Here is an 18,829-nt window from a genome sequence, read left to right on the forward strand (position 1 = left end):
CTGTTCGTCGCCGGACGACGGGAACGCCCGGCCCCCCGGGACGGTACGCGCGGTGCAGGTCGAATCCGGTCAGGGTGTGTCCCCCGCGAGCGGTTCAGGAGGGCGACCAACGCGCCCGACGCATGTCGACCCTCCAGGTCGGGGTGCCCGGCCGGAGCGGGGTCCCCTCGGTACGCCAGTGCTCGAGGGCCCGGGCCTCGTGCTCGACGGGCGGCAGACCCCCGGCGCGGACGACGCGCCACCACGGCAGACCGTGGCCCTCGTGCGCCATCACCCGGCCGACCTGCCGCGACGCCCGAGAACCGAGCACCGCCGCGACGTCACCGTACGTCATCACCCGTCCGGGCGGGATGCCGCGGACCACATCGGCCACCGCGGCGCCGAAGTCCGTGCCGGGGTCTCCGGGCTCGTCCACCACCGGGTTCAGAGTGTCAGGGCGGCGAAGTGCTCCCCGTACTGGGTCTCGCCGATGACCTGGAACCCGATCGCGCGGAAGAACGGCTCGGGGCCGTCGTCGCCGGGCTCGAACATGACGGTCAGCCGGTCGAACCCGCGCGAGCGAGCTTCCTCTGCCAGGCCGTGCACGGCGAACCGGCCGACTCCGCGGCCCTGGGCCGAAGCGGCGACGTTGAGCCGCCAGATGCAGCTGCGGAGCTCCTCCTGGCTGTTCTCGGCGTCGAAGTTCCCCATGATGAACCCGACGACCTCGTCGCCGTCGAGCACCACGCGCGGCCAGGCCGTCGTCGGTCGGACGTAGGCCTCGGCGATGGAGTGCGACACCGGCTGGACGTACTGCTCCTGCCCTGGCTTGAGCGTGAGCGAGTTCGCCGCGACGATCGTCGCGGCGGAGAGGGGCTCGAGGCGGAGGTCCGTCATGCCGGTCAGGGTAGCGGTGCTCCTGCGAGCGGACCAGAGGGGCTGCCACGAGCTTCCGGAGAACCAGGACGCCCGGGCGTGGCGGGTCGGGCGATAGGGTCGGCCCCGGACGAACGGAGGAGCGATGGCCGAGCATCGACGCGGTGCCAACCTCCCGGCCATCGGCGGGTTCAACCGCACCGTGGTCCTCGACGCGATCCGCCGGAGCACCGACGGGCTGAGTCGCGTCGAGCTCGCCGACCGCACGGGGCTCAGCCCCCAGACCGTGTCCAACGTCACCCGGCACCTCATCGACGCGGGCATGGTCGTCGAGTCGGGCACCGTGGTCGCGGGCCGCGGCAAACCCCGCACGATCCTCCGACTCGAGCCCACCAGTCGGTACGCCGTCGGTGTCCACGTCGACCCTGCGGTCGTCACGAGCGTGCTCCTCGACCTCACGGGGGCGGTCGTCGCCGGGGCGAGCGTCCCGACGCCCTCCGCGGCGAACCCGGACGACGTCGTGTCGACGATGGCCGACGCGGTCGAGCGACTCGTCACCGACGCGGGCGTGGACCGCGCGGCGGTGCTCGGCGTCGGGGTGGCCTCGCCCGGACCGATCGACCCGGAACGGGGCGTCGTCCTCGACCCGCCGTTCCTGCCCCGGTGGCGGGACGTCCCGGTGCGCGACGCGCTCGCCGCGGCCACGGGCCTCCCGGTCCTGCTCGAGAAGGACGTGACGGCCGCCGCCGTCGGCGAGATGTGGCTGACCGACGAGGCGTCGGCCCGGAACTTCGCCTTCGTGTACTACGGCACCGGGTTCGGCGTCGGGCTCGTGATCGACCACGAGCCGCTCCGCGGAGCGGGCGGGAACGCCGGCGACGCCGGCCACATCATGATCGACCAGGGCCTGCTGGCCGAACTGCCCGAGGGACCGGCCGCGCGCCGGATGTCGGACCGTGGCAGCCGGGGGGTCGGCACCGCGCCGGTGACGACCCGGGCCACCCGGTCGGGGGAGGGCCGGGCCGAGGTCGGCGACACCGTGACGCCCGAGCGCCTGGTCCGCTTCGGCGCCGCGGCCGGACTGGACATCGGCGCGCCCTGGGCGACCGGGGACGGCCCCACCGAGGTGGCCGCGGTCGACGCCGCGTTCTCCGAGCTGTCGGCCCTGGTCGCGGAGGGCGACCCGATCGCGCGGGCGATCGCCGCGGCGGCCGGCACCGCGATGGGCCGTGCGGTCGTGGTCATCGTCAACCTGCTCGACGTGGACCGCGTCGTGTTCGGCGGACCCTTCTGGTCGCGCATCGCCGTGGAGGCCCTGCCCGCGGCCGCGCAGGCGATCGCGTCGTCGCCGGTCCTCGTGGCGAAGCACCCCGTCGTGGTCGAGCAGAGCGAGATCGACGAGGACGTCACCGCCGTGGGAGCGGCGTGTCTGGTGCTCGACACGACGTTGTCGCCCCGGGCCTCCACCCTGCTCATCGACCGCTGAGCGCCGCCCCGGCCGCCGGTCGGCCAGGCAGCCCCCTCTCCGCGAAATCGCACTCGTTGTCGCTCTGAGCGCGTGCTGAACGGCACCGAGTGCGATCTCGCGGGATCGGGGCGAAACGCACCCCCGTGGTGCTTGACAAGCATTAAGTCCATACGGTGGACTAATCGCGGACCGGGCAAGGGAGCCCGAAGCGTCCTGTGGAGCAAAGGAGCACCATGAAACGCCCTCGTCTCATCGCCGCGGTCGCAGCAGCAGCGGTCGCAGCCCTGGCCCTGGCCGGGTGCAGCAGCTCGGGATCCTCGAGCAGCGACACCATCAAGATCGCGTACCAGAAGTTCGGCAGCTTCCAGCAGCTCGACCACCACATGAAGGACGTCAAGGCGGCGTTCGAGAAGAAGTACCCGAACATGACCGTCGACCTGGTGCCGATCCAGGCGCAGGAGAACGACTACTACACGAAGCTCGCGCTCATGAACAAGGCGTCGGCCACCGCGCCCGACGTCATGTACGAGGACACCTTCCTCGTCAAGGCGGACGCGCAGGCCGGGTACCTCCTGCCGCTCGACAAGTACACGGCCAAGTGGAGCGACTGGAGCAAGTTCTACACGAACGCCAAGCAGGCGGGGCAGGGCGTCGACGGCAAGACCTACGGCGTCCCGATGGGCACCGACACCCGGGCCCTCTGGTACAACAAGGACATCTTCAAGAAGGTCGGGCTGCCCGTCCCGTGGCAGCCGAAGACCTGGCAGGACGTCCTCGACGCGGCGAAGACGATCAAGGCCAAGGACCCGAGCGTCATCCCGTTCCACATGTACTCGGGCAAGCCGCAGGGCGAGGCCTCGACCATGCAGGGCTTCGAGATGCTCCTGTACGGGGCGGACGGCAAGGGCAACACCCTCTACCAGAACAAGAAGTGGGTGACGGGCTCGAAGCAGTTCGTCGACGCGCTCCAGTTCGTCAAGGACGTCTACCAGGGCGGCCTCGGCCCGACACCGCAGCAGGAACTCGACCCGAACGTCGGCACGACCGTCGCGAACACGTGGCTGCCGAAGGGCCAGCTGGCGATCGACCTCGACGGTTCGTGGCAGTCCGGCACGTGGCTGAAGACCGGGACGGCCCCGTGGTCGCAGTGGTCGAGCGTGCTCGGTCAGGCGCCGATGCCGACGCAGAACGGCCAGGCCCCGGGCTACAACAGCATGTCCGGTGGCTGGACGCTCGCGGTCGGGGCGCATTCCGGGAACCCGCAGGCCGCGTTCAACTTCATCACGATGGCGTTGGACAAGCAGGGGTCGCTCAAGTACGACATCCAGAACAGCCAGATCGCGGTGCGCAGTGACGTCGCCGAGGACCCGACCTACGACGCGTCCAACCCGACGTTCAAGTTCTTCTCCGGACTCGTGGAACACACGAACTTCCGCCCGGCGACGAGCGACTACAGCCAGATCTCGAACGCCATCCAGGTGGCCATGGAATCCGTGATGACCGGGCAGCAGACGCCGAAACAGGCGGCTGCGACCTACGACAAGGCGGTGATCGGGGTGGTCGGTCAGGACCACACCGTCCAGATCAAGTAGGTAGGCCGGCCGGGAGGTGCGGTGCCAGCCCGCACCGCGCCTCCCGGCCCGACCCGGTCACCCCACCCCACCGGCCACGACCCAGCGAAGAGGCGGTATCCCGATGGCAACCCAGATCGCGCCGGCCCTGCCCGGCACCCGCGGACCCCGACGAACGGACCCGCCCCGGCGGCGGAGTGGACACGGCCTGCGCACGGCCGCACGGGCGACGCCGCTCGTGCCGGCGATGGTCCTCATCGTCGTGTTCCTGGTCGGGCCGATCATCTCGTCGTTCTACGGCTCGTTCACGAACTCCGCGCTCACCGGCGCGGCCGCGTCGAGCCAGCAGTTCGTCGGACTCAAGAACTACGTCGACCTGTTCCAGGACAAGGACTTCCCGAAGTCCGTGCTGCTGACGCTCGTGTTCCTCATCGGCTCCGCGGTGATCGGGCAGAACGTGCTCGGCCTCGGCCTGGCACTGCTCATGCGGGAGGCGAACCGGGTGATCCGGGCACTCGTCGGCACCTTCGTGGTGGCCGCGTGGGTGCTCCCCGAGATCGTCGCGTCGTTGGCGGCCTACGCGTTCTTCAACGACAAGGGCACGCTCAACACGTTCCTGTCGATGATCGGGATCACCGGCGCGAACTGGCTCTACACGTACCCGATGATCGCGATCATCCTGGCGAACATCTGGCGCGGGACCGCGTTCTCGATGCTCGTCTACTCGGCGGCCGTGCAGGAGGTCCCGGACGAGATCACCGAGAGCGCCGAGGTCGACGGTGCCACCGGCTGGCAGCGGCTCGCGTACATCACCCTGCCGGTCATCCGGCGGAGCATCTCGACGAACCTCATGCTCACCACCCTGCAGACCCTGTCGGTGTTCACCCTCATCTACGTGATGACCGGTGGCGGCCCCGGCACGAACAGCTCGACCCTGCCGATCCTGGCGTACCAGGAGGCGTTCAAGTTCTCGCAGCTCGGGTTCGGGACGGCCATCGCGACGATCCTCCTCATCGTCGGCGCGGTCTTCTCGATCGTGTACATCCGGGCGCTGAAGCCGGAGGTGGACTGACCATGGCCATCACGATCGACCAACCCACGGCCACCGTGCCGGGGAACGCGCGCACGGGTGCCCGCGACCACGCCCGGTCGCTGCACATGACGAGCCCGGGGCACCGGACGATGCGCTGGGTGGCGAACGTCGTCCTGGCGATCGTCGCGATCTGCTTCGCCGTGCCGCTCGTCTGGCTCGTCCTCGCATCGTTCGACGCGAGCGCGACCCTGAGCGTCAAGCTGCCGACGCACTTCACCCTCGACAACTTCACGAAGGTCCTCACGCCGCAGCTCGCGTTCGTGCCGTTGCTCAACAGCCTCATCCTGTCGGGCGGATGCGCGATCGTCACGGTCGTCATCGCGATCCTCGCCGCGTACCCGTTGTCGCGCTACCGGATGCGGGTCAACAAGCCGTTCCTGTACGGGATCCTGTTCGGGACGGGCCTGCCGATCACCGCGATGATGGTGCCGGTCTACAGCCTGTTCGTGTCGCTCAACCTCATCGACAACGTCGCCGGGACCGTGTTCTTCCTCGCCGCGACGAGCCTGCCGATGGCGATCTGGATGGCGAAGAACTTCATGGACTCCGTGCCCGTGCAGCTCGAGGAGGCCGCCTGGACCGACGGCGCCTCCATGATGGCGACGCTGACCCGGATCGTCGTGCCGCTCATGCGTCCGGGCATCGCCGTCGTGTTCATCTTCGTGTTCATCCAGGCGTGGGGGAACTTCTTCGTCCCGTTCGTCCTGCTGCTCTCGCCCGACAAGCAACCCGCCGCGGTCAGCATCTTCAACTTCTTCGGGCAGTACGGATCGGTGGCGTACGGGCAGCTCGCCGCCTTCTCGATCCTCTACTCCGTCCCGGTGATCGCCCTCTACGTGATCGTCTCCCGCGGCCTCGGCGGCGGGAACGCGCTGGCGGGCGGCATCAAGGGCTGACGCCCGGGAGGCCCGACCGCGATCCGTCACGGACCGCAGCCCCGCCACGCCCCGGCCCGTCCACCAGCGCCGGTCCCGCCACGACCGGATCCGTCACCACCGACCCCTCCACACGCACGCCCGTCACCAGGAAGGCATCCCCGTGCACCACGACGAACCCCTCGTCCAGAGCCGCATCGCCCGGCTCGTCCGCGACCGCATCGACCCCCACGTGCACCGCCGGACCGCTCCCGTCACCATCACGGCCTGGCAGGTGCCGGACGAACCCGTGCCGTTCACCGAGGCCGTCGCGCAGACGTACGAGCCGTTCGCGATCGGCGACCCGTGGGGTGGGAAGCCCTGGGGCACGACCTGGTTCCACGTGACGGGCACCGTGCCCGACGACTTCGGCACCGGCGAGGGCACGAGCGTCGACCTCGTCGTCGACCTGGGCTTCAGTGCGCGCCAGGCCGGGTTCCAGGCCGAGGGGCTCGTGTTCCGGCCGGACGGCAGCACCGTCAAGGCGATCGAGCCCCGCAACACCGCGGTGCCGATCACGGCCGGGCCGGGTGGCACGGTGGACCTCTGGATCGAGGCGGCCGCGAACCCCGACGTCGGCGGGCACTTCGCGTACGACGCGACGCCGCTCGGATCGAAGCGCACGGCGGGGCACGAGCCCATCTACCGGCTCCGGGAGCTCGCACTCGCGGAGCGGGACGACGTCGTCTGGGAGCTGCAGCAGGACCTCTCGGTGCTCCGCGGCCTCCTCACCGAACTCCCCACCGACTCCACCCGTGGGGCGGACGTCCTGCGGACCCTCGAGCGCGCCGCGGACGCCCTGGACCCCGACGACGTCGCCGGGTCCGCCGCCGACGTCCGCGCCGTGCTCCGTGCCGTGCTCGACGTGCCCGCCTCGGTCGCGTCGCACCGTGCGATCGCGGTCGGGCACGCCCACATCGACTCGGCGTGGTTGTGGCCCGTGCGCGAGACCATCCGCAAGTGTGCCCGGACGTTCTCGAACGTCCTCGAGCTCATGGACCGCGACCCCGAGTTCACCTTCGCCTGCTCGAGCGCGCAGCAGTACGCGTGGATGCGGGACCACTACCCGGAGGTCTTCGCCCGCATCAAGGAGCGGGTCGCCGAGGGCCGTTGGATCCCGGTCGGCGGCATGTGGGTCGAGTCGGACACGAACCTCCCCGGCGGTGAGGCCCTCGCTCGGCAGTTCGTCGCCGGCAAGCGGTTCTTCATCGACGAGCTCGGGTTCGAACCCCGCGAGGCCTGGCTGCCCGACTCGTTCGGCTACACCGGCGCCCTCCCGCAGATCATCCGCGCGGCCGGCTCCCGGTGGTTCCTGACGCAGAAGCCGTCGTGGAACGAGACGAACGTCATGCCGCACACGTCGTTCCACTGGGAGGGCATCGACGGCTCGAGGGTGCTCACGCACTTCCCGCCCGCGGACACGTACAACTCCGAGCTGTCCCCGGCGGACCTGCACCGCGGCGAACGGCAGAACAAGGAGCGCGGCACCGCCGACGTCTCGATGCTCCTGTACGGGTTCGGCGACGGCGGTGGCGGCCCCACGCCCGAGATGCTCGCCGCGGCGCACCGCCAGCACGACCTGGAGGGCTCGCCGCGCGTCGAGCTCGGCACCCCGGCCGACGTGTACGAGGAGCTCGAGCGTCTGCTGCCGTCGCCGTCGGTGTGGTCGGGGGAGATGTACCTCGAGTTCCACCGCGGCACCTACACGTCGCAGATCCGGACCAAGCAGGGGAACCGGCGGTCGGAGCACCTGCTCCGCGAGGCCGAGCTCTGGGCGACGACCGCGGCCGTGCGACTCGGCCTCGACTACCCGTACGCGGCGCTCGAGGACGCCTGGCACACCGTGCTCCTCCAGCAGTTCCACGACATCCTGCCCGGCTCGAGCATCGCCTGGGTGTACGAGATCGCGGAGGAGCACTACGCGGCCGTCGCGGCGACGCTCGAGGGGCTCATCGGCACGTCGACGTCCGCGCTCGCCAACGGGGGAGCCGCCGCGCTCGCCGGGGTCGCCGCCTCCTCGACCGCGATCGCCGCCGCTGCGGGCCCGCTCGACGCACCGACCACCGCGGACGCCCTCGGCGTCGGCGGTGACGGGACGACCGGCGCGGTCGTGCGCTTCAACGCGGCGCCGGTCCGCGCGGAGGGGGTGACCGCGCTGGCTGGCGAGGTCGTCCCGGAGCCGGAAGCCGTTCCTCCCGTCCGGCGGGGCGACGCGTGGGTGTTCGACACCGGCGTCGTGGTGGCGACCGTCGACGACGACGGGCTCGTGGCGTCCGTCGTCGACGCCGCGTCGGGGCGCGAGGCGATCGCCCCCGGCACCCGGGGCGCGCTGTACACGGTGTTCCGCGACACCCCGAACCAGTGGGACGCCTGGGACATCGACCGGTCGTACCAGCGGCACGCGACCGAGCTCGCGACGGCCGACACGATCGCGGTCGAGGGGGACCGGCTCGTCGTGACCCGTGCGTTCCACGACTCCACCGTCACCACCCGGTTCTCGGCCCTCCGCGGCGAGCCGGAACTCCACGTCGAGACCGAGGTCGACTGGCACGAGCAGCAGAAGTTGCTCAAGCTCGGGTTCCCGATCGACGTCAAGGCCGACCAGGCGTCGTCGGAGATCCAGTTCGGTCACATCGACCGCCCGACCCACCAGAACACCTCGTGGGACTTCGCGCGGTTCGAGACGAGCGCGCACCGCTGGGTGCACGTGGCCGAGCCGGGGTTCGGCGTCGCGGTGGCGAACGACTCGACGTACGGGCACGACATCACCCGCGTGACGCGGCCCGACGGCGGGACCACGACGCTCGTGCGTGAATCGCTCGTGCGCGGGCCGAAGTTCCCGGACCCGTCGGCGGACCAGGGCCGGCACGTGTTCCGCACGGTCCTCCGGGTGGGAGCGACGGTGCTCGACGCCGCCGACAGTGGGTACCGGCTCAACCTGCCGGTGCGCGCGGTCGCGGGGGACACCCCGGTCGCACCGATCGTCACCGTGTCGGACCCGGCGGTGTTCGTGGAGGCCGTCAAGCTCGCGGAGGACCGCTCCGGCGACGTCGTCGTCCGCCTGTACGAGGCACGCGGCGGGCGGGCGACGGACGTGCTCGTCGACCTCGGGTTCCCCGTGGCCTCGGTCACGCGGACCGACCTGCTCGAGCGTGACCTCGCCGCTGGCGAGCCGGGCTCGGGTGCCTGGGGTGCGGACGAGCCCGTGACGCTGACGCTCCGTCCGTTCGAGATCGCGACGCTGCGGGTGCGGCGGGCCTGACGGCGGTCCCGGCCAGCCGGTCGGCCGGACCGGTCGGCCGGACCGGTCGGCCGGACCGTTCGGCCGGACCGGCCGACCGGGATCTCGGCGACGACTCGGCGACCTCTCGGCATCCTTCTAGCACTCGACCTGCCCGAGTGCTAATCTGGTCGCAGCTTGAGTCGATGCGACTCAAGTCCTCAATCACTCGACACGAAGGAGCTGATGACGATGGCCAACTTCGACCCGTTCCGTGAGCTCGACCGCATGGCGAGCAGCCTGTTCGAGAGCCGCGGTCCCCGTGTGATGCCGATGGACCTCTACCGCGACGGTGACCACTACGTCCTGAGCGCGGACCTGCCGGGCATCGACCCGGGCTCGGTGGACATCGACGTCGACGGTCAGCTCCTGACGATCCGCGCCGAGCGGACCGTCGGGGCCCCGGACGGCGCCAAGTGGATCACCCGCGAGCGCCAGTCGGGCTCGTTCCTGCGCCAGCTGACGCTCGGGCAGGGGCTGGACACGGCGCGCATCGCGGCGAGCTACGACAACGGCGTGCTCAGCGTCACGATCCCGGTCAGCGAGGCCGCCAAGCCCCGCCGGATCGAGGTCACGACCGGCAACCCGAGCGGCCAGACCCTCCGCGTCGGTGCCGGCGCCGAGGCCGGTCCCGCGGAACTGCAGTCCTGACGCACGCGAAGGGCCCCGACCATCGGTCGGGGCCCTTCGTCGTGCCCACCGCTCCGACGAGATCGCACTCGTTGCCGCTTTGGACCCGTGCCAAGCGGCAACGAGTGCGATCTCGCGGGTGAGAGGGGGAGGAGAGGGCGCAGGGCGGGGTCAGGCCCGGGCGTGCCGGATGACGGGGCGGGCCAGGAGGCCGATGAGCCAGGCGAAGACGGCGAGCACGAACGCGCCGACGATGCCCCACCCGAAGCTGTCGACCCGCAGACCGAAGCCGATCGAGGTCGAGATCCCGGCGACGACGAGCAGCAGGACGGCGTTCACGATGAACGACACGAGCCCGAGCGTCAGGATGTAGATCGGGAACGCGACGATGCGGATCAGCGTCCCGATGATCCCGTTCACGAGCCCGAACACGAACGCGACGAGCAGGTAGGTCAGGACGGTGGCGACGAGCCCCTGATCGCCGAAGGCGTCGACGTGCACGCCGGGGACGATGAGCGTCGTGAGCCAGAGGGCCACGGCGTTGACGACGAGTCGGACGAGGAATCGCATGCCCCCATACTGCCCGCGGTGACCGTCCTGCGCCGAGGGCCGGACGGTGTGCGTCGCTAGGCTGACCGGGTGACCCAGCAGCCCGTCCGCCTCCGTCCCGAGATCGCGGCGCTCCCGGCCTACCGGCAGGGCCGTCAGGCGCCCGGCGACGCCTTCAAGCTCTCGAGCAACGAGAACCCGTTCGACCCGCTGCCCGGCGTGGTCGAGGCCGTCCAGCGCCAGACCGCGTACAACCGGTACCCAGACGCCTCGGCGATCGCGGTGCGGGCGGTCCTCGCCGCCCGGTTCGGACTGACGGTGGACGAGGTCCACGTCGCGTCCGGCAGCGTCGCGATCCTGCACGAGCTCGCCAAGGCCGCGGCGGGCCCGGGTGACGAGGTCGTCTACGCCTGGCGGTCGTTCGAGGCCTACCCCGGACTCGTCACGGTCGCGGGGGCCGAGAGCGTGCAGGTCCCGAACCGGCCGGACGGTGGCCACGACCTGCCGGCGATGGCGGCCGCGGTCACGGAGCGGACCCGCATGGTGATCGTCTGCTCGCCGAACAACCCGACCGGGCCGATCGTCACGGGCGCCGAGTTCGCCGCGTTCATGGAGTCGGTGCCGACCGACCTGCTCGTGGTCCTCGACGAGGCCTACGCCGAGTTCGTGACGGACCCGGACGCCGTCCGCGGCGCCGGGCTGCTCGAGCGCTACCCGAACCTCGTCGTGCTCCGGACGTTCTCGAAGGCGTACGGGCTCGCGGGCCTCCGCATCGGCTACGCGCTCGGCCCGGCGTCCGTGCTCGACGCCGCCCGGTCGACCGCGATCCCGCTGTCGGTCACGGCGCAGGCCCAGGCGGCCGCGCTCGTGAGCCTGGAGCGCGAGCCGGAACTCCTCGAGCGGGTCGACCGCATCGCGGCGCTCCGGGACCGCGTGCGCGACGCCCTGCTCGACCAGGGCTGGCGCGTCCCGGTCGCGCAGGGCAACTTCGTCTGGCTGCCGACGGGTGAGCGCACCGCCGCCGCCGCCGAGGCGTTCGAGCGGGCCGGGATAATGGTGCGCGCGTTCGCTCCCGAGGGCATCCGGGTGTCGATCGGGGAGTCGGAGGCGGTCGACACGCTCTTGCGGACCGCCCAGCACGTTGTCGGGAGTCTCACGGAGTAGGGCCTCGCGCGGCCAGTAGGTTGGTCCGCATGCCTTCCCCCGCCGCGGGTCCCGCGACGACCACGATCCGCATCCTCGACCCCGACGGGCGGTTCGTCGAGGACGACACGAACGCCGAGTACGCCGCCGTCGCGCGGAACATCCCCGACGACGTCCTGCTCGGTCTGCACCGCGACATGGTCGTCACCCGACGCTTCGACCACACTGCGGCGAACCTGCAGCGACAGGGCCAGCTCGGCTTGTGGGCACCGAGCCACGGGCAAGAGGCCGCCCAGGTCGGGTCCGCGCACGCCCTGCGTCCGCAGGACCACGTGTTCCCCTCGTACCGGGAGCACGCCGTCGCCCTGACCCGCGGTGTCGACCCCATGGAGATCATCGGCGTGTTCCGCGGCAACGCCCACGGCGGGTGGGACCCGGACGCCCGGGGCAACACCCACATCTACACGCTCGTCATCGGCTCCCAGGCCCTGCACGCCACCGGCTACGCGATGGGGCAGCGGCTCGACGGCGTGGTCGGCACGGGCGACCCGGGGGTCGACGCCTGCACGATCGTCTACTACGGCGACGGTGCGACGAGCCAGGGCGACGTCAGCGAGGCGTACGTCTTCGCCGCGAGCACCGGTGCGCCCGTGGTGTTCTTCCTGCAGAACAACCACTGGGCGATCTCGGTGCCGGTGTCGGTGCAGTCGCCGACGCCGCTCGTCGACCGGACCCGCGGGTTCGGGATCCCCAGTGTGCACATCGACGGCAACGACGTCCTCGCGGCCTACACGACGACCCTCGCGGCCGCCGACGACGCCCGCGCCGGTCGCGGCCCCCGCTTCATCGAGGCCGAGACCTACCGGGTCGGCGCACACACCTCCTCGGACGACCCGACGCGGTACCGCGGCGACGACGAACTCGCCGCGTGGGTCGCGCGCGACCCGATCGTCCGGTCCGAGCGTCACCTGCGGGCGCGCGGCGTGGACGAGTCGTGGCTCGCCGCGATCGAGGAGGAGGCCGAGGACGTCGCGGCCGACGTGCGACGCCGGACCACGGCCCTCCAGGTCCCGCCGATGGAGGCCATGTTCGACCACGTGTACCGCGAGGCGCACCCACGCGTCGCCGAGCAGCGCGCGTGGTTGCGCGCGTACGAGGCGGCTCACGACACCGCAGGAGGCGATGCCGCGTGAGCGGGACCGAGGAGCTCGTCGACTACACCCTGCGCACCCACCCGGGTGCGGGGGCGGTCCCGTCGGATCCGGCCCCGGTCCTCCCGATGGCGAAGGCGCTGAACGCCGGGCTCGCCGCCGCGATGGAGCAGGACCCGCGGGTGCTGCTGATGGGCGAGGACATCGGCACGCTCGGTGGCGTGTTCCGGATCACCGAGGGGTTGCAGGAGCGGTTCGGGTCGCAGCGCGTCATGGACACCCCGCTCGCCGAGTCGGGGATCATCGGCACCGCGATCGGCCTGGCGCTCCGCGGGTACCGGCCCGTCGTCGAGATCCAGTTCGACGGCTTCGTGTGGCCCGGGTTCGACCAGATCACGTCGCAGCTCGCGAAGATGGCGAACCGCCTGCCGGCCCACATGTCGGTGCCCGTCGTGATCCGGATCCCCTACGGCGGCCACATCGGCGCGGTCGAGCACCACCAGGAGAGCCCCGAGACGTACTTCGCGCACACCCCGGGCCTCCGCGTGGTGAGCCCGAGCACCCCGAACGACGCCTACTGGATGATCCAGGAGGCGATCCGGTCGGCGGATCCGGTCGTGTTCCTCGAGCCGAAGAGCCGGTACTGGCCGAAGGGGCAGGTCGACCTGGTCGACGGCGGCGTCCCGATGCACACGACGCGCATCGCCCGGACGGGGTCCGACGTCACGGTGGTCGGGCACGGCGCGATGGTGTCGACGCTGCTCCAGGCGGCCGAGATCGCCGAGACCGAGGGCACGAGCCTCGAGGTCGTCGACCTCCGATCGCTGTCGCCCATCGACTGGGAGCCCCTGCTCGAGTCCGCTCGTCGGACCGGCCGTGTCGTGATCGCGCAAGAGGCCTCCGGCTTCGTCAGTCTCGGCAGCGAGATCGCGGCGACCATCGCCGAGAAGACCTTCTACACGCTCCAGGCACCGCCCCTGCGGGTCTCGGGGTTCGACATCCCGTTCCCGCAGTCGAAGTTGGAGCACCTGCACCTGCCCGACGCCGACCGCGTGCTCGAGGCCGTGGACCGCGCACTCGCCTACTGATCCTGTCCGAGCGCGGTTCCCTGGCCGCGCCGGCCCGACCGAGAACGGAGTCACCATGCCCGTCGCAGAATTCCCGCTCCCCGATGTGGGAGAAGGCCTCACCGAAGCCGAGATCGTGCAGTGGCGCGTCGCGCTCGGGGACGAGGTCAGTGTCGACCAGGTCCTCGTCGAGATCGAGACCGCCAAGTCGCTCGTCGAGCTCCCCTCGCCGTTCGCGGGGACGGTGACGCGGCTGCTCGTGGACGAGGGCGCCACGGTGGAGGTCGGCGTGCCGATCATCCAGGTCGACTGCCCGGTCGAGGTCGCCTCCGGCGAGGTCGGCTCCGGCGAGGGCGGCCCCGCCGGGGCCCGCTCGGGTGCCGGAGCGGCCGACTCCGCCTCCGCCGGCATCGCGGCGGGTGCTGCGGGCCCCGACCGGTCGGGAGGCACGACCGCGGTCCTCGACGCACCGACCGTCACGACGACCCCGCAGATCGCCGACACCGCGATGCCGCTCGGCACCGACGAGGCGTCGGGCGCGGTCCTCGTCGGCTACGGGTCCGCCGCCGGTGCGCCGTCGCGCCGCCGGCCCGGTGCCCGTCGCGCTGCCGCCGTGGCCGTCGAGGCGGGGCGGGCGACCGCTCGGGCCGACCAGGAGGCCGCGCACGAGGCGGCTGCAGCACGTCGCCCCACCAGCGTGCCGGCCGCGTCGGCGCTGCCGGTCGTCGCCAAGCCGCCGATCCGCAAGCTCGCGAAGGACCTCGGTGTCGACCTGACCGCCGTCGTCGCGACCGGGCTCGCGGGCGAGGTCACGCGCGACGACGTCATCCGCTCCGCGACCCAGGCCACGGTGTTCCGCAACCTCGAGACCCCCGAGTGGGGCGACGTGCGCGAAGAGCGGATCCCGGTCAAGGGGGTGCGCAAGGCGATCGCGACCGCGATGACGTCGAGCGCGTTCACCGCGCCGCACGTCAGCCTGTTCGTCGACGTCGACGCGAGCCGTGCGATGGAGTTCGTCGCACGGCTCAAGACCTCGCCCACGTTCGCCGGGGTCAAGGTGTCGCCGTTGCTCATCATGGCGAAGGCGGTGATCTGGGCGGTGCGGCGGAACCCCACCGTGAACTCGACGTGGACCGACCGCGAGATCATCGTGCACCACTTCGTGAACCTCGGGATCGCCGCGGCGACCCCGCGCGGTCTCATCGTGCCGAACGTCAAGGACGCCCAGGACATGTCGCTGTTCGAGCTCGCGCAGGCGCTCGAACGGCTCACGCTGACGGCGAGGGACGGCAAGACGACGCCCGAGGACATGGCGGCGGGCACGGTCACGATCACGAACATCGGCGTGTTCGGCATGGACACGGGAACCCCGATCCTCAACCCGGGCGAGGTCGGGATCGTCGCGATGGGCACGATCAAGCCGAAGCCGTGGGTCGTCGACGGCGAGGTCCGATCGCGCATGGTCACCACGATCGGCGCGAGCTTCGACCATCGTGTGGTGGACGGCGACGTCGCCAGCCGCTTCGTGCAGGACGTCGCGTCCGTCATGGAGGAGCCGGCGCTCCTGCTCGACTGACGGACGACGCCCGGAGCGGCGACGTCCCGGGCGGCGGGGCCCGCGCCTCGGCGTCCTCGATCACGCCTAGGCTTGGACCACGACCGATATACCAGGTTTCGTCCTCGAGGAGTCGCCCATGTCCGCTTCGCCCGTGCCCTCGCCCGGACCCCGATCGGGTCCCGACCGCTCCGGCCGACCACGACCCTTCCCGGCGCGCATCGAGCGTCCGTGGCTGGCCGTCGCGGTCACGATCGTGGTGGTGCTGGTGCTCCCGTTCGCCGTCCTCGCCGGGCAGGCGGTCAGCACCGGGTCGGGCGTGAACCCGCTGTCGTCGTCGCAGGCGCTCCTGCACCAGTCGGCGGGCGAGGGCGTGCTGCTGGTCGTGTTCGCGGTGATCGTGACCGTGTTCGGCGGGTGGCGTCGGGTGCTCGCCGAGAGCGCGTCCGCTCGCCCGTGGTGGGCGGTGGCGGCACTCGTCGCGTACGTCGTGGTGGCGGTCCTGACGTTCCTCGCTCCGGTCCGCTCCGGCGCCGCCGGGTACCTCGGGGCACTCGTCGTCGCCGTGGTCGCGGTCGCGGTGGTCGAAGAGCTCGTCTTCCGTGGGATCCTCGTGTCGGGGCTCCGCCGGGCGACACCGGAATGGGTGGTCTGGCTGGTGTCGACCGCGGTGTTCGCCCTCATGCACCTGCTCAACCAGGGTGAGGCCGGGGGTGGTCTCTACCAGGTCGTGACGACCTTCGTGCTCGGCTCGGCCTGCTACCTGGCCCGACGCGTGGCGGGGGCGCTCTGGGGTGCCGTGCTGCTGCACGCGCTCTCCAACGGGATCCTCGGGTTCCGCGGGCACGCCGCCGTGGGCGTTCCGCCGCTGCTCGTGGTCGCCGCGACGGCGGTCATCGTGGTCGCCGCGGTCATGGGGATGGTCGTCGCGCTCCGTCGCGCTCCGCAGGACCGGGTCCACACCAGCGGCGGGGCGACCCCGCGCTGAGCGCGTGGTGGCTCAGCGGTCCTCGACGTCGTCGACGTCCTGTTCGACGTCGGCGAGTCGCTGCTGCCGCACGATGCTCGCGGCCGCACCGCCGAGCACCTCCGTGGGCTCACGGTCCTGCTCCTGCGCGAGCGCGCTCCCGAGGCCGGCCGTGAGGCTGCCGCCCATGGCCCCGAGGGTCTCGACGACCTGTTCCTGTCGCGGCGTGAGTGGTTCGTCGACGAGTTCGGCGACGACCTCGCGGAGGTTCTCCTCGCTCGCGCGGAAGGCGTCCTCGTCGCCGGTCGTCATCGCGGTCGCCTCGCCCACCATGGCGAGCCCGAGACGCGCTGCGTCGTCCTGGATCCGTGTCACCCGTTCCGTCTGTGTCGTCTCGGGGTCGTCCTGGTCGATCCGTCCGTGCTCCTGATCCGTCATGCCGGGGACGGTACGCGCTCTCCATGGACGCGCGTCGGGTACCCGGCTGTCCCCGGAACGTGGCCGTCACGTCGGTTGCGGACACGCGCGGCCCTCGCCCGGTTGGATGGACGGATGAGCCGATCCTCCCGTCATCCCCTCGGTGTCACCCTCGTCGAGGATGGTGCCAACGTCGCCGTGTTCTCCGCCACCGCCGACCGCGTCGAGTTCTGCCGGTTCGACGAGGACGGGACAGAGCACCGCACCGAACTCACGAACCGCACCGGGTACGTGTTCCACGACATCGTCCCGGACGTCGCCGTCGGCACCCGGTACGGCGTCCGCGTGCACGGTGCGTGGGACCCGGCGAACGGGCTCCGCCACAACGCCGCGAAGCTCCTGCTCGACCCGTACGCCACCGCGATCGACGGCGACTACGAGTGGGGCCAGGCGCTCTTCGGGCACAAGATGGACGCCCCGGACGAGATCGACGACACCGACTCCGCCAGCGCCATGCCGAAGTGCGTCGTGGCCGATCGGGCGTTCGACTGGGACGACGACGCCCCGCTCCGCACCCCGCTGTCCGACACGATCGTGTACGAGACGCACGTCAAGGGGTTCACGAAGCAGCACCCCGACGTGCCCGAGGAGATCCGGGGCACCTACGCCGGCATGGGGCACCCCGCCGCGATCCAGCACCTCGTCGACCTCGGCGTCACCGCGGTCGAGCTCCTGCCGACCCACCAGTTCGTCCAGGAGGCGACGCTCACCGACAAGGGTCTGCGGAACTACTGGGGCTACAACACCATCGGCTTCCTCGCACCGCACAACGAGTACTCGTCGTCGGGCACCGCCGGGCAGCAGGTGCGCGAGTTCAAGGAGATGGTGAAGGCCCTGCACGCCGCCGGGCTCGAGGTCTTCATGGACGTCGTGTACAACCACACTGCCGAGGGCAACCACATGGGGCCGACCCTGTCGTTCAAGGGCATCGACAACACGTCGTACTACCGGCTCGTCGAGGGCGACGAGGAGCACTACTTCGACACGACCGGCACCGGCAACAGCCTCAACGTGGCCCACCCGGCCGCCCTCGCGCTCATCATGGACTCGCTGCGCTACTGGGTCGAGGAGATGCACGTCGACGGCTTCCGGTTCGACCTCGCGACGACGCTCACCCGCCAGGGCGGCGAAGCCGAGAAGTTCTCCGCGTTCCTCGACATCATCCACCAGGACCCGGTGCTGCGTGAGGTCAAGATGATCGCCGAGCCGTGGGACACCGCCGGGTACCAGGTCGGCGGGTTCCCCGCGGACTGGTCCGAGTGGAACGGGAAGTACCGGGACGACCTCCGCGACTTCTGGCGCGGCACCCCGGGTTCGCTCGGCGCCGCCGTCCAGCGCGTGCTCGGCAGCCCCGACGTCTACGAGGCGTCCCGCCGCTCCCCGCTGTGCAGCGTCGACTTCGTCACGGCGCACGACGGGTTCACGCTCGCCGACCTGACGATGTACGCCGAGAAGCACAACGAGGCCAACGGCGAGGACAACAACGACGGCGAGAGCGACAACCGCTCGTTCAACGGCGGCATCGAGGGACCGACCGACGACAGCTCCGTGAACGACTACCGGAACCTGCAGCGCCGGAACTTCCTCGGGACGCTGCTGCTGTCGACGGGCGTGCCGATGATCCTCGGGGGCGACGAGATCGCCCGGAGCCAGGGCGGCAACAACAACGCCTACTGCCAGGACGACGAGATCTCGTGGTACGACTGGGCCGCCGCCGACCGCGAGCTGCAGGCGTTCACCGCCTCGGCGATCGCGTTCCGCAAGGCGCACCCGGCCCTGACCCCCGAGTGGTACCGCGTCGCGCCGGAGTACGGCGTCGAGACCGTGCAGATCCTCCGCGCCGACGGTGAGCCGTTCGGCGACGACGACTGGGAGGACCCGCTCAACATGGCGGTGACGCTGCTGCTCACCGACGGCGAGGACGTCGTCGCGGTGCTGCTCAACGCGTCCGAGACCGTCGTCGAGTTCACGCTGCCGGAGCGCCCGGGCGGCGGCGACTGGTCCCTCGGGCTGTCGAGCGACGCGGAGCAGCAGGTCGAGGAGGGCGCGACGACGCTCCTGGTGCGCGACGCGTCCTTCACCGCGCTCGTCTGAGCACTGCGCGCGGGA

At 71.3% G+C, this 18,829-nt stretch carries 16 protein-coding genes; 12 read left to right on the forward strand and 4 right to left on the reverse strand.

The annotated features are described in order from the left end of the window. Positions 1–94: 94 nt before the first annotated feature. Both DEI93_RS01955 and DEI93_RS01960 read right to left on the reverse strand, forming a co-directional pair. The gene (locus DEI93_RS01955) at positions 95–415 is read right to left on the reverse strand and encodes an MGMT family protein (protein ID WP_181434597.1); all 321 of its coding nucleotides are present in this window, start codon (positions 413–415) and stop codon (positions 95–97) included. A gap of 8 nt (positions 416–423) precedes the next feature. Then, positions 424–876 carry a GNAT family N-acetyltransferase gene (locus DEI93_RS01960; protein WP_111009740.1) on the reverse strand — a complete coding sequence of 151 codons (453 nt, stop codon included), beginning with the start codon at positions 874–876 and terminating at the stop codon, positions 424–426. A 124-nt stretch (positions 877–1,000) separates the two neighbouring features. Between DEI93_RS01960 and DEI93_RS01965 the strand changes: the two genes are divergently transcribed. From DEI93_RS01965 to DEI93_RS01990, 6 genes are all read left to right on the forward strand, one after another. After that, positions 1,001–2,341, forward strand: a complete 1,341-nt coding sequence (locus DEI93_RS01965) for an ROK family transcriptional regulator (RefSeq protein ID WP_111119655.1) — start codon at positions 1,001–1,003, stop codon at positions 2,339–2,341. A gap of 215 nt (positions 2,342–2,556) precedes the next feature. Continuing rightward, positions 2,557–3,915 carry an extracellular solute-binding protein gene (locus tag DEI93_RS01970; RefSeq protein WP_111009738.1) on the forward strand — a complete coding sequence of 453 codons (1,359 nt, stop codon included), beginning with the start codon at positions 2,557–2,559 and terminating at the stop codon, positions 3,913–3,915. A gap of 103 nt (positions 3,916–4,018) precedes the next feature. Then, on the forward strand, positions 4,019–4,966 hold the full coding sequence (locus DEI93_RS01975) for a carbohydrate ABC transporter permease (protein ID WP_111119656.1): 948 nt from the start codon (positions 4,019–4,021) through the stop codon (positions 4,964–4,966). 86 nt (positions 4,967–5,052) lie between these two features. Further along, complete coding sequence (locus tag DEI93_RS01980; RefSeq protein WP_375334763.1) at positions 5,053–5,883, forward strand: carbohydrate ABC transporter permease; 831 nt, start codon at positions 5,053–5,055, stop codon at positions 5,881–5,883. Positions 5,884–6,025: 142 nt separating this feature from the next. Then, positions 6,026–9,163, forward strand: coding sequence for an alpha-mannosidase (locus DEI93_RS01985; RefSeq protein WP_111119657.1), 3,138 nt, complete (start codon positions 6,026–6,028; stop codon positions 9,161–9,163). Positions 9,164–9,373: 210 nt separating this feature from the next. Beyond that, positions 9,374–9,832, forward strand: a complete 459-nt coding sequence (locus DEI93_RS01990; RefSeq protein WP_111012406.1) for an Hsp20/alpha crystallin family protein — start codon at positions 9,374–9,376, stop codon at positions 9,830–9,832. Positions 9,833–9,982: 150 nt separating this feature from the next. Here DEI93_RS01990 and DEI93_RS01995 read toward each other — a convergent pair whose 3' ends face one another. After that, on the reverse strand, positions 9,983–10,381 hold the full coding sequence (locus tag DEI93_RS01995) for a phage holin family protein (protein WP_111009734.1): 399 nt from the start codon (positions 10,379–10,381) through the stop codon (positions 9,983–9,985). Positions 10,382–10,450: 69 nt separating this feature from the next. Between DEI93_RS01995 and DEI93_RS02000 the strand changes: the two genes are divergently transcribed. From DEI93_RS02000 to DEI93_RS02020, 5 genes are all read left to right on the forward strand, one after another. Further along, positions 10,451–11,524, forward strand: a complete 1,074-nt coding sequence (locus tag DEI93_RS02000) for a histidinol-phosphate transaminase (RefSeq protein ID WP_111012200.1) — start codon at positions 10,451–10,453, stop codon at positions 11,522–11,524. Between the two features lie 29 nt (positions 11,525–11,553). Beyond that, on the forward strand, positions 11,554–12,696 hold the full coding sequence (locus DEI93_RS02005) for a thiamine pyrophosphate-dependent enzyme (protein ID WP_111026962.1): 1,143 nt from the start codon (positions 11,554–11,556) through the stop codon (positions 12,694–12,696). 86 nt (positions 12,697–12,782) lie between these two features. Beyond that, positions 12,783–13,742: an alpha-ketoacid dehydrogenase subunit beta gene (locus tag DEI93_RS02010; RefSeq protein WP_111012407.1), complete on the forward strand. Its 960-nt coding sequence runs from the start codon at positions 12,783–12,785 to the stop codon at positions 13,740–13,742. Positions 13,743–13,797: 55 nt separating this feature from the next. Next, a complete protein-coding gene (locus tag DEI93_RS02015) occupies positions 13,798–15,297 on the forward strand; it encodes a dihydrolipoamide acetyltransferase family protein (protein WP_111119658.1) in 1,500 nt (499 codons plus the stop codon). Positions 15,298–15,415: 118 nt separating this feature from the next. Next, positions 15,416–16,264: a CPBP family intramembrane glutamic endopeptidase gene (locus tag DEI93_RS02020; protein ID WP_111119659.1), complete on the forward strand. Its 849-nt coding sequence runs from the start codon at positions 15,416–15,418 to the stop codon at positions 16,262–16,264. Between the two features lie 12 nt (positions 16,265–16,276). Here the strand turns inward: DEI93_RS02020 and DEI93_RS02025 are convergent, their stop codons facing one another. Next, complete coding sequence (locus DEI93_RS02025; RefSeq protein WP_111119660.1) at positions 16,277–16,681, reverse strand: hypothetical protein; 405 nt, start codon at positions 16,679–16,681, stop codon at positions 16,277–16,279. Between the two features lie 114 nt (positions 16,682–16,795). Between DEI93_RS02025 and glgX the strand changes: the two genes are divergently transcribed. Then, positions 16,796–18,814 carry a glycogen debranching protein GlgX gene (gene glgX, locus DEI93_RS02030; RefSeq protein ID WP_111072523.1) on the forward strand — a complete coding sequence of 673 codons (2,019 nt, stop codon included), beginning with the start codon at positions 16,796–16,798 and terminating at the stop codon, positions 18,812–18,814. The last annotated feature ends 15 nt before the right edge of the window (positions 18,815–18,829 follow it).

The organism is Curtobacterium sp. MCBD17_035, from assembly GCF_003234815.2.
In the GTDB taxonomy this organism is placed as follows: Bacteria; Actinomycetota; Actinomycetes; order Actinomycetales; family Microbacteriaceae; genus Curtobacterium.

What these genes read in the sequence shown, in the direction of transcription:
- DEI93_RS01960 (WP_111009740.1), bottom strand. Translation starts at nt 876, where the DNA reads ATGACGGACCTCCGCCTCGAGCCCCTCTCCGCCGCGACGATCGTCGCG.
- DEI93_RS01965 (WP_111119655.1), top strand. Translation starts at nt 1,001, where the DNA reads ATGGCCGAGCATCGACGCGGTGCCAACCTCCCGGCCATCGGCGGGTTC.
- DEI93_RS01970 (WP_111009738.1), top strand. Translation starts at nt 2,557, where the DNA reads ATGAAACGCCCTCGTCTCATCGCCGCGGTCGCAGCAGCAGCGGTCGCA.
- DEI93_RS01975 (WP_111119656.1), top strand. Translation starts at nt 4,019, where the DNA reads ATGGCAACCCAGATCGCGCCGGCCCTGCCCGGCACCCGCGGACCCCGA.
- DEI93_RS01980 (WP_375334763.1), top strand. Translation starts at nt 5,053, where the DNA reads ATGACGAGCCCGGGGCACCGGACGATGCGCTGGGTGGCGAACGTCGTC.
- DEI93_RS01990 (WP_111012406.1), top strand. Translation starts at nt 9,374, where the DNA reads ATGGCCAACTTCGACCCGTTCCGTGAGCTCGACCGCATGGCGAGCAGC.
- DEI93_RS01995 (WP_111009734.1), bottom strand. Translation starts at nt 10,381, where the DNA reads ATGCGATTCCTCGTCCGACTCGTCGTCAACGCCGTGGCCCTCTGGCTC.
- DEI93_RS02005 (WP_111026962.1), top strand. Translation starts at nt 11,554, where the DNA reads ATGCCTTCCCCCGCCGCGGGTCCCGCGACGACCACGATCCGCATCCTC.
- DEI93_RS02010 (WP_111012407.1), top strand. Translation starts at nt 12,783, where the DNA reads ATGGCGAAGGCGCTGAACGCCGGGCTCGCCGCCGCGATGGAGCAGGAC.
- DEI93_RS02015 (WP_111119658.1), top strand. Translation starts at nt 13,798, where the DNA reads ATGCCCGTCGCAGAATTCCCGCTCCCCGATGTGGGAGAAGGCCTCACC.
- DEI93_RS02020 (WP_111119659.1), top strand. Translation starts at nt 15,416, where the DNA reads ATGTCCGCTTCGCCCGTGCCCTCGCCCGGACCCCGATCGGGTCCCGAC.
- DEI93_RS02025 (WP_111119660.1), bottom strand. Translation starts at nt 16,681, where the DNA reads ATGACGGATCAGGAGCACGGACGGATCGACCAGGACGACCCCGAGACG.
- glgX (WP_111072523.1), top strand. Translation starts at nt 16,796, where the DNA reads ATGAGCCGATCCTCCCGTCATCCCCTCGGTGTCACCCTCGTCGAGGAT.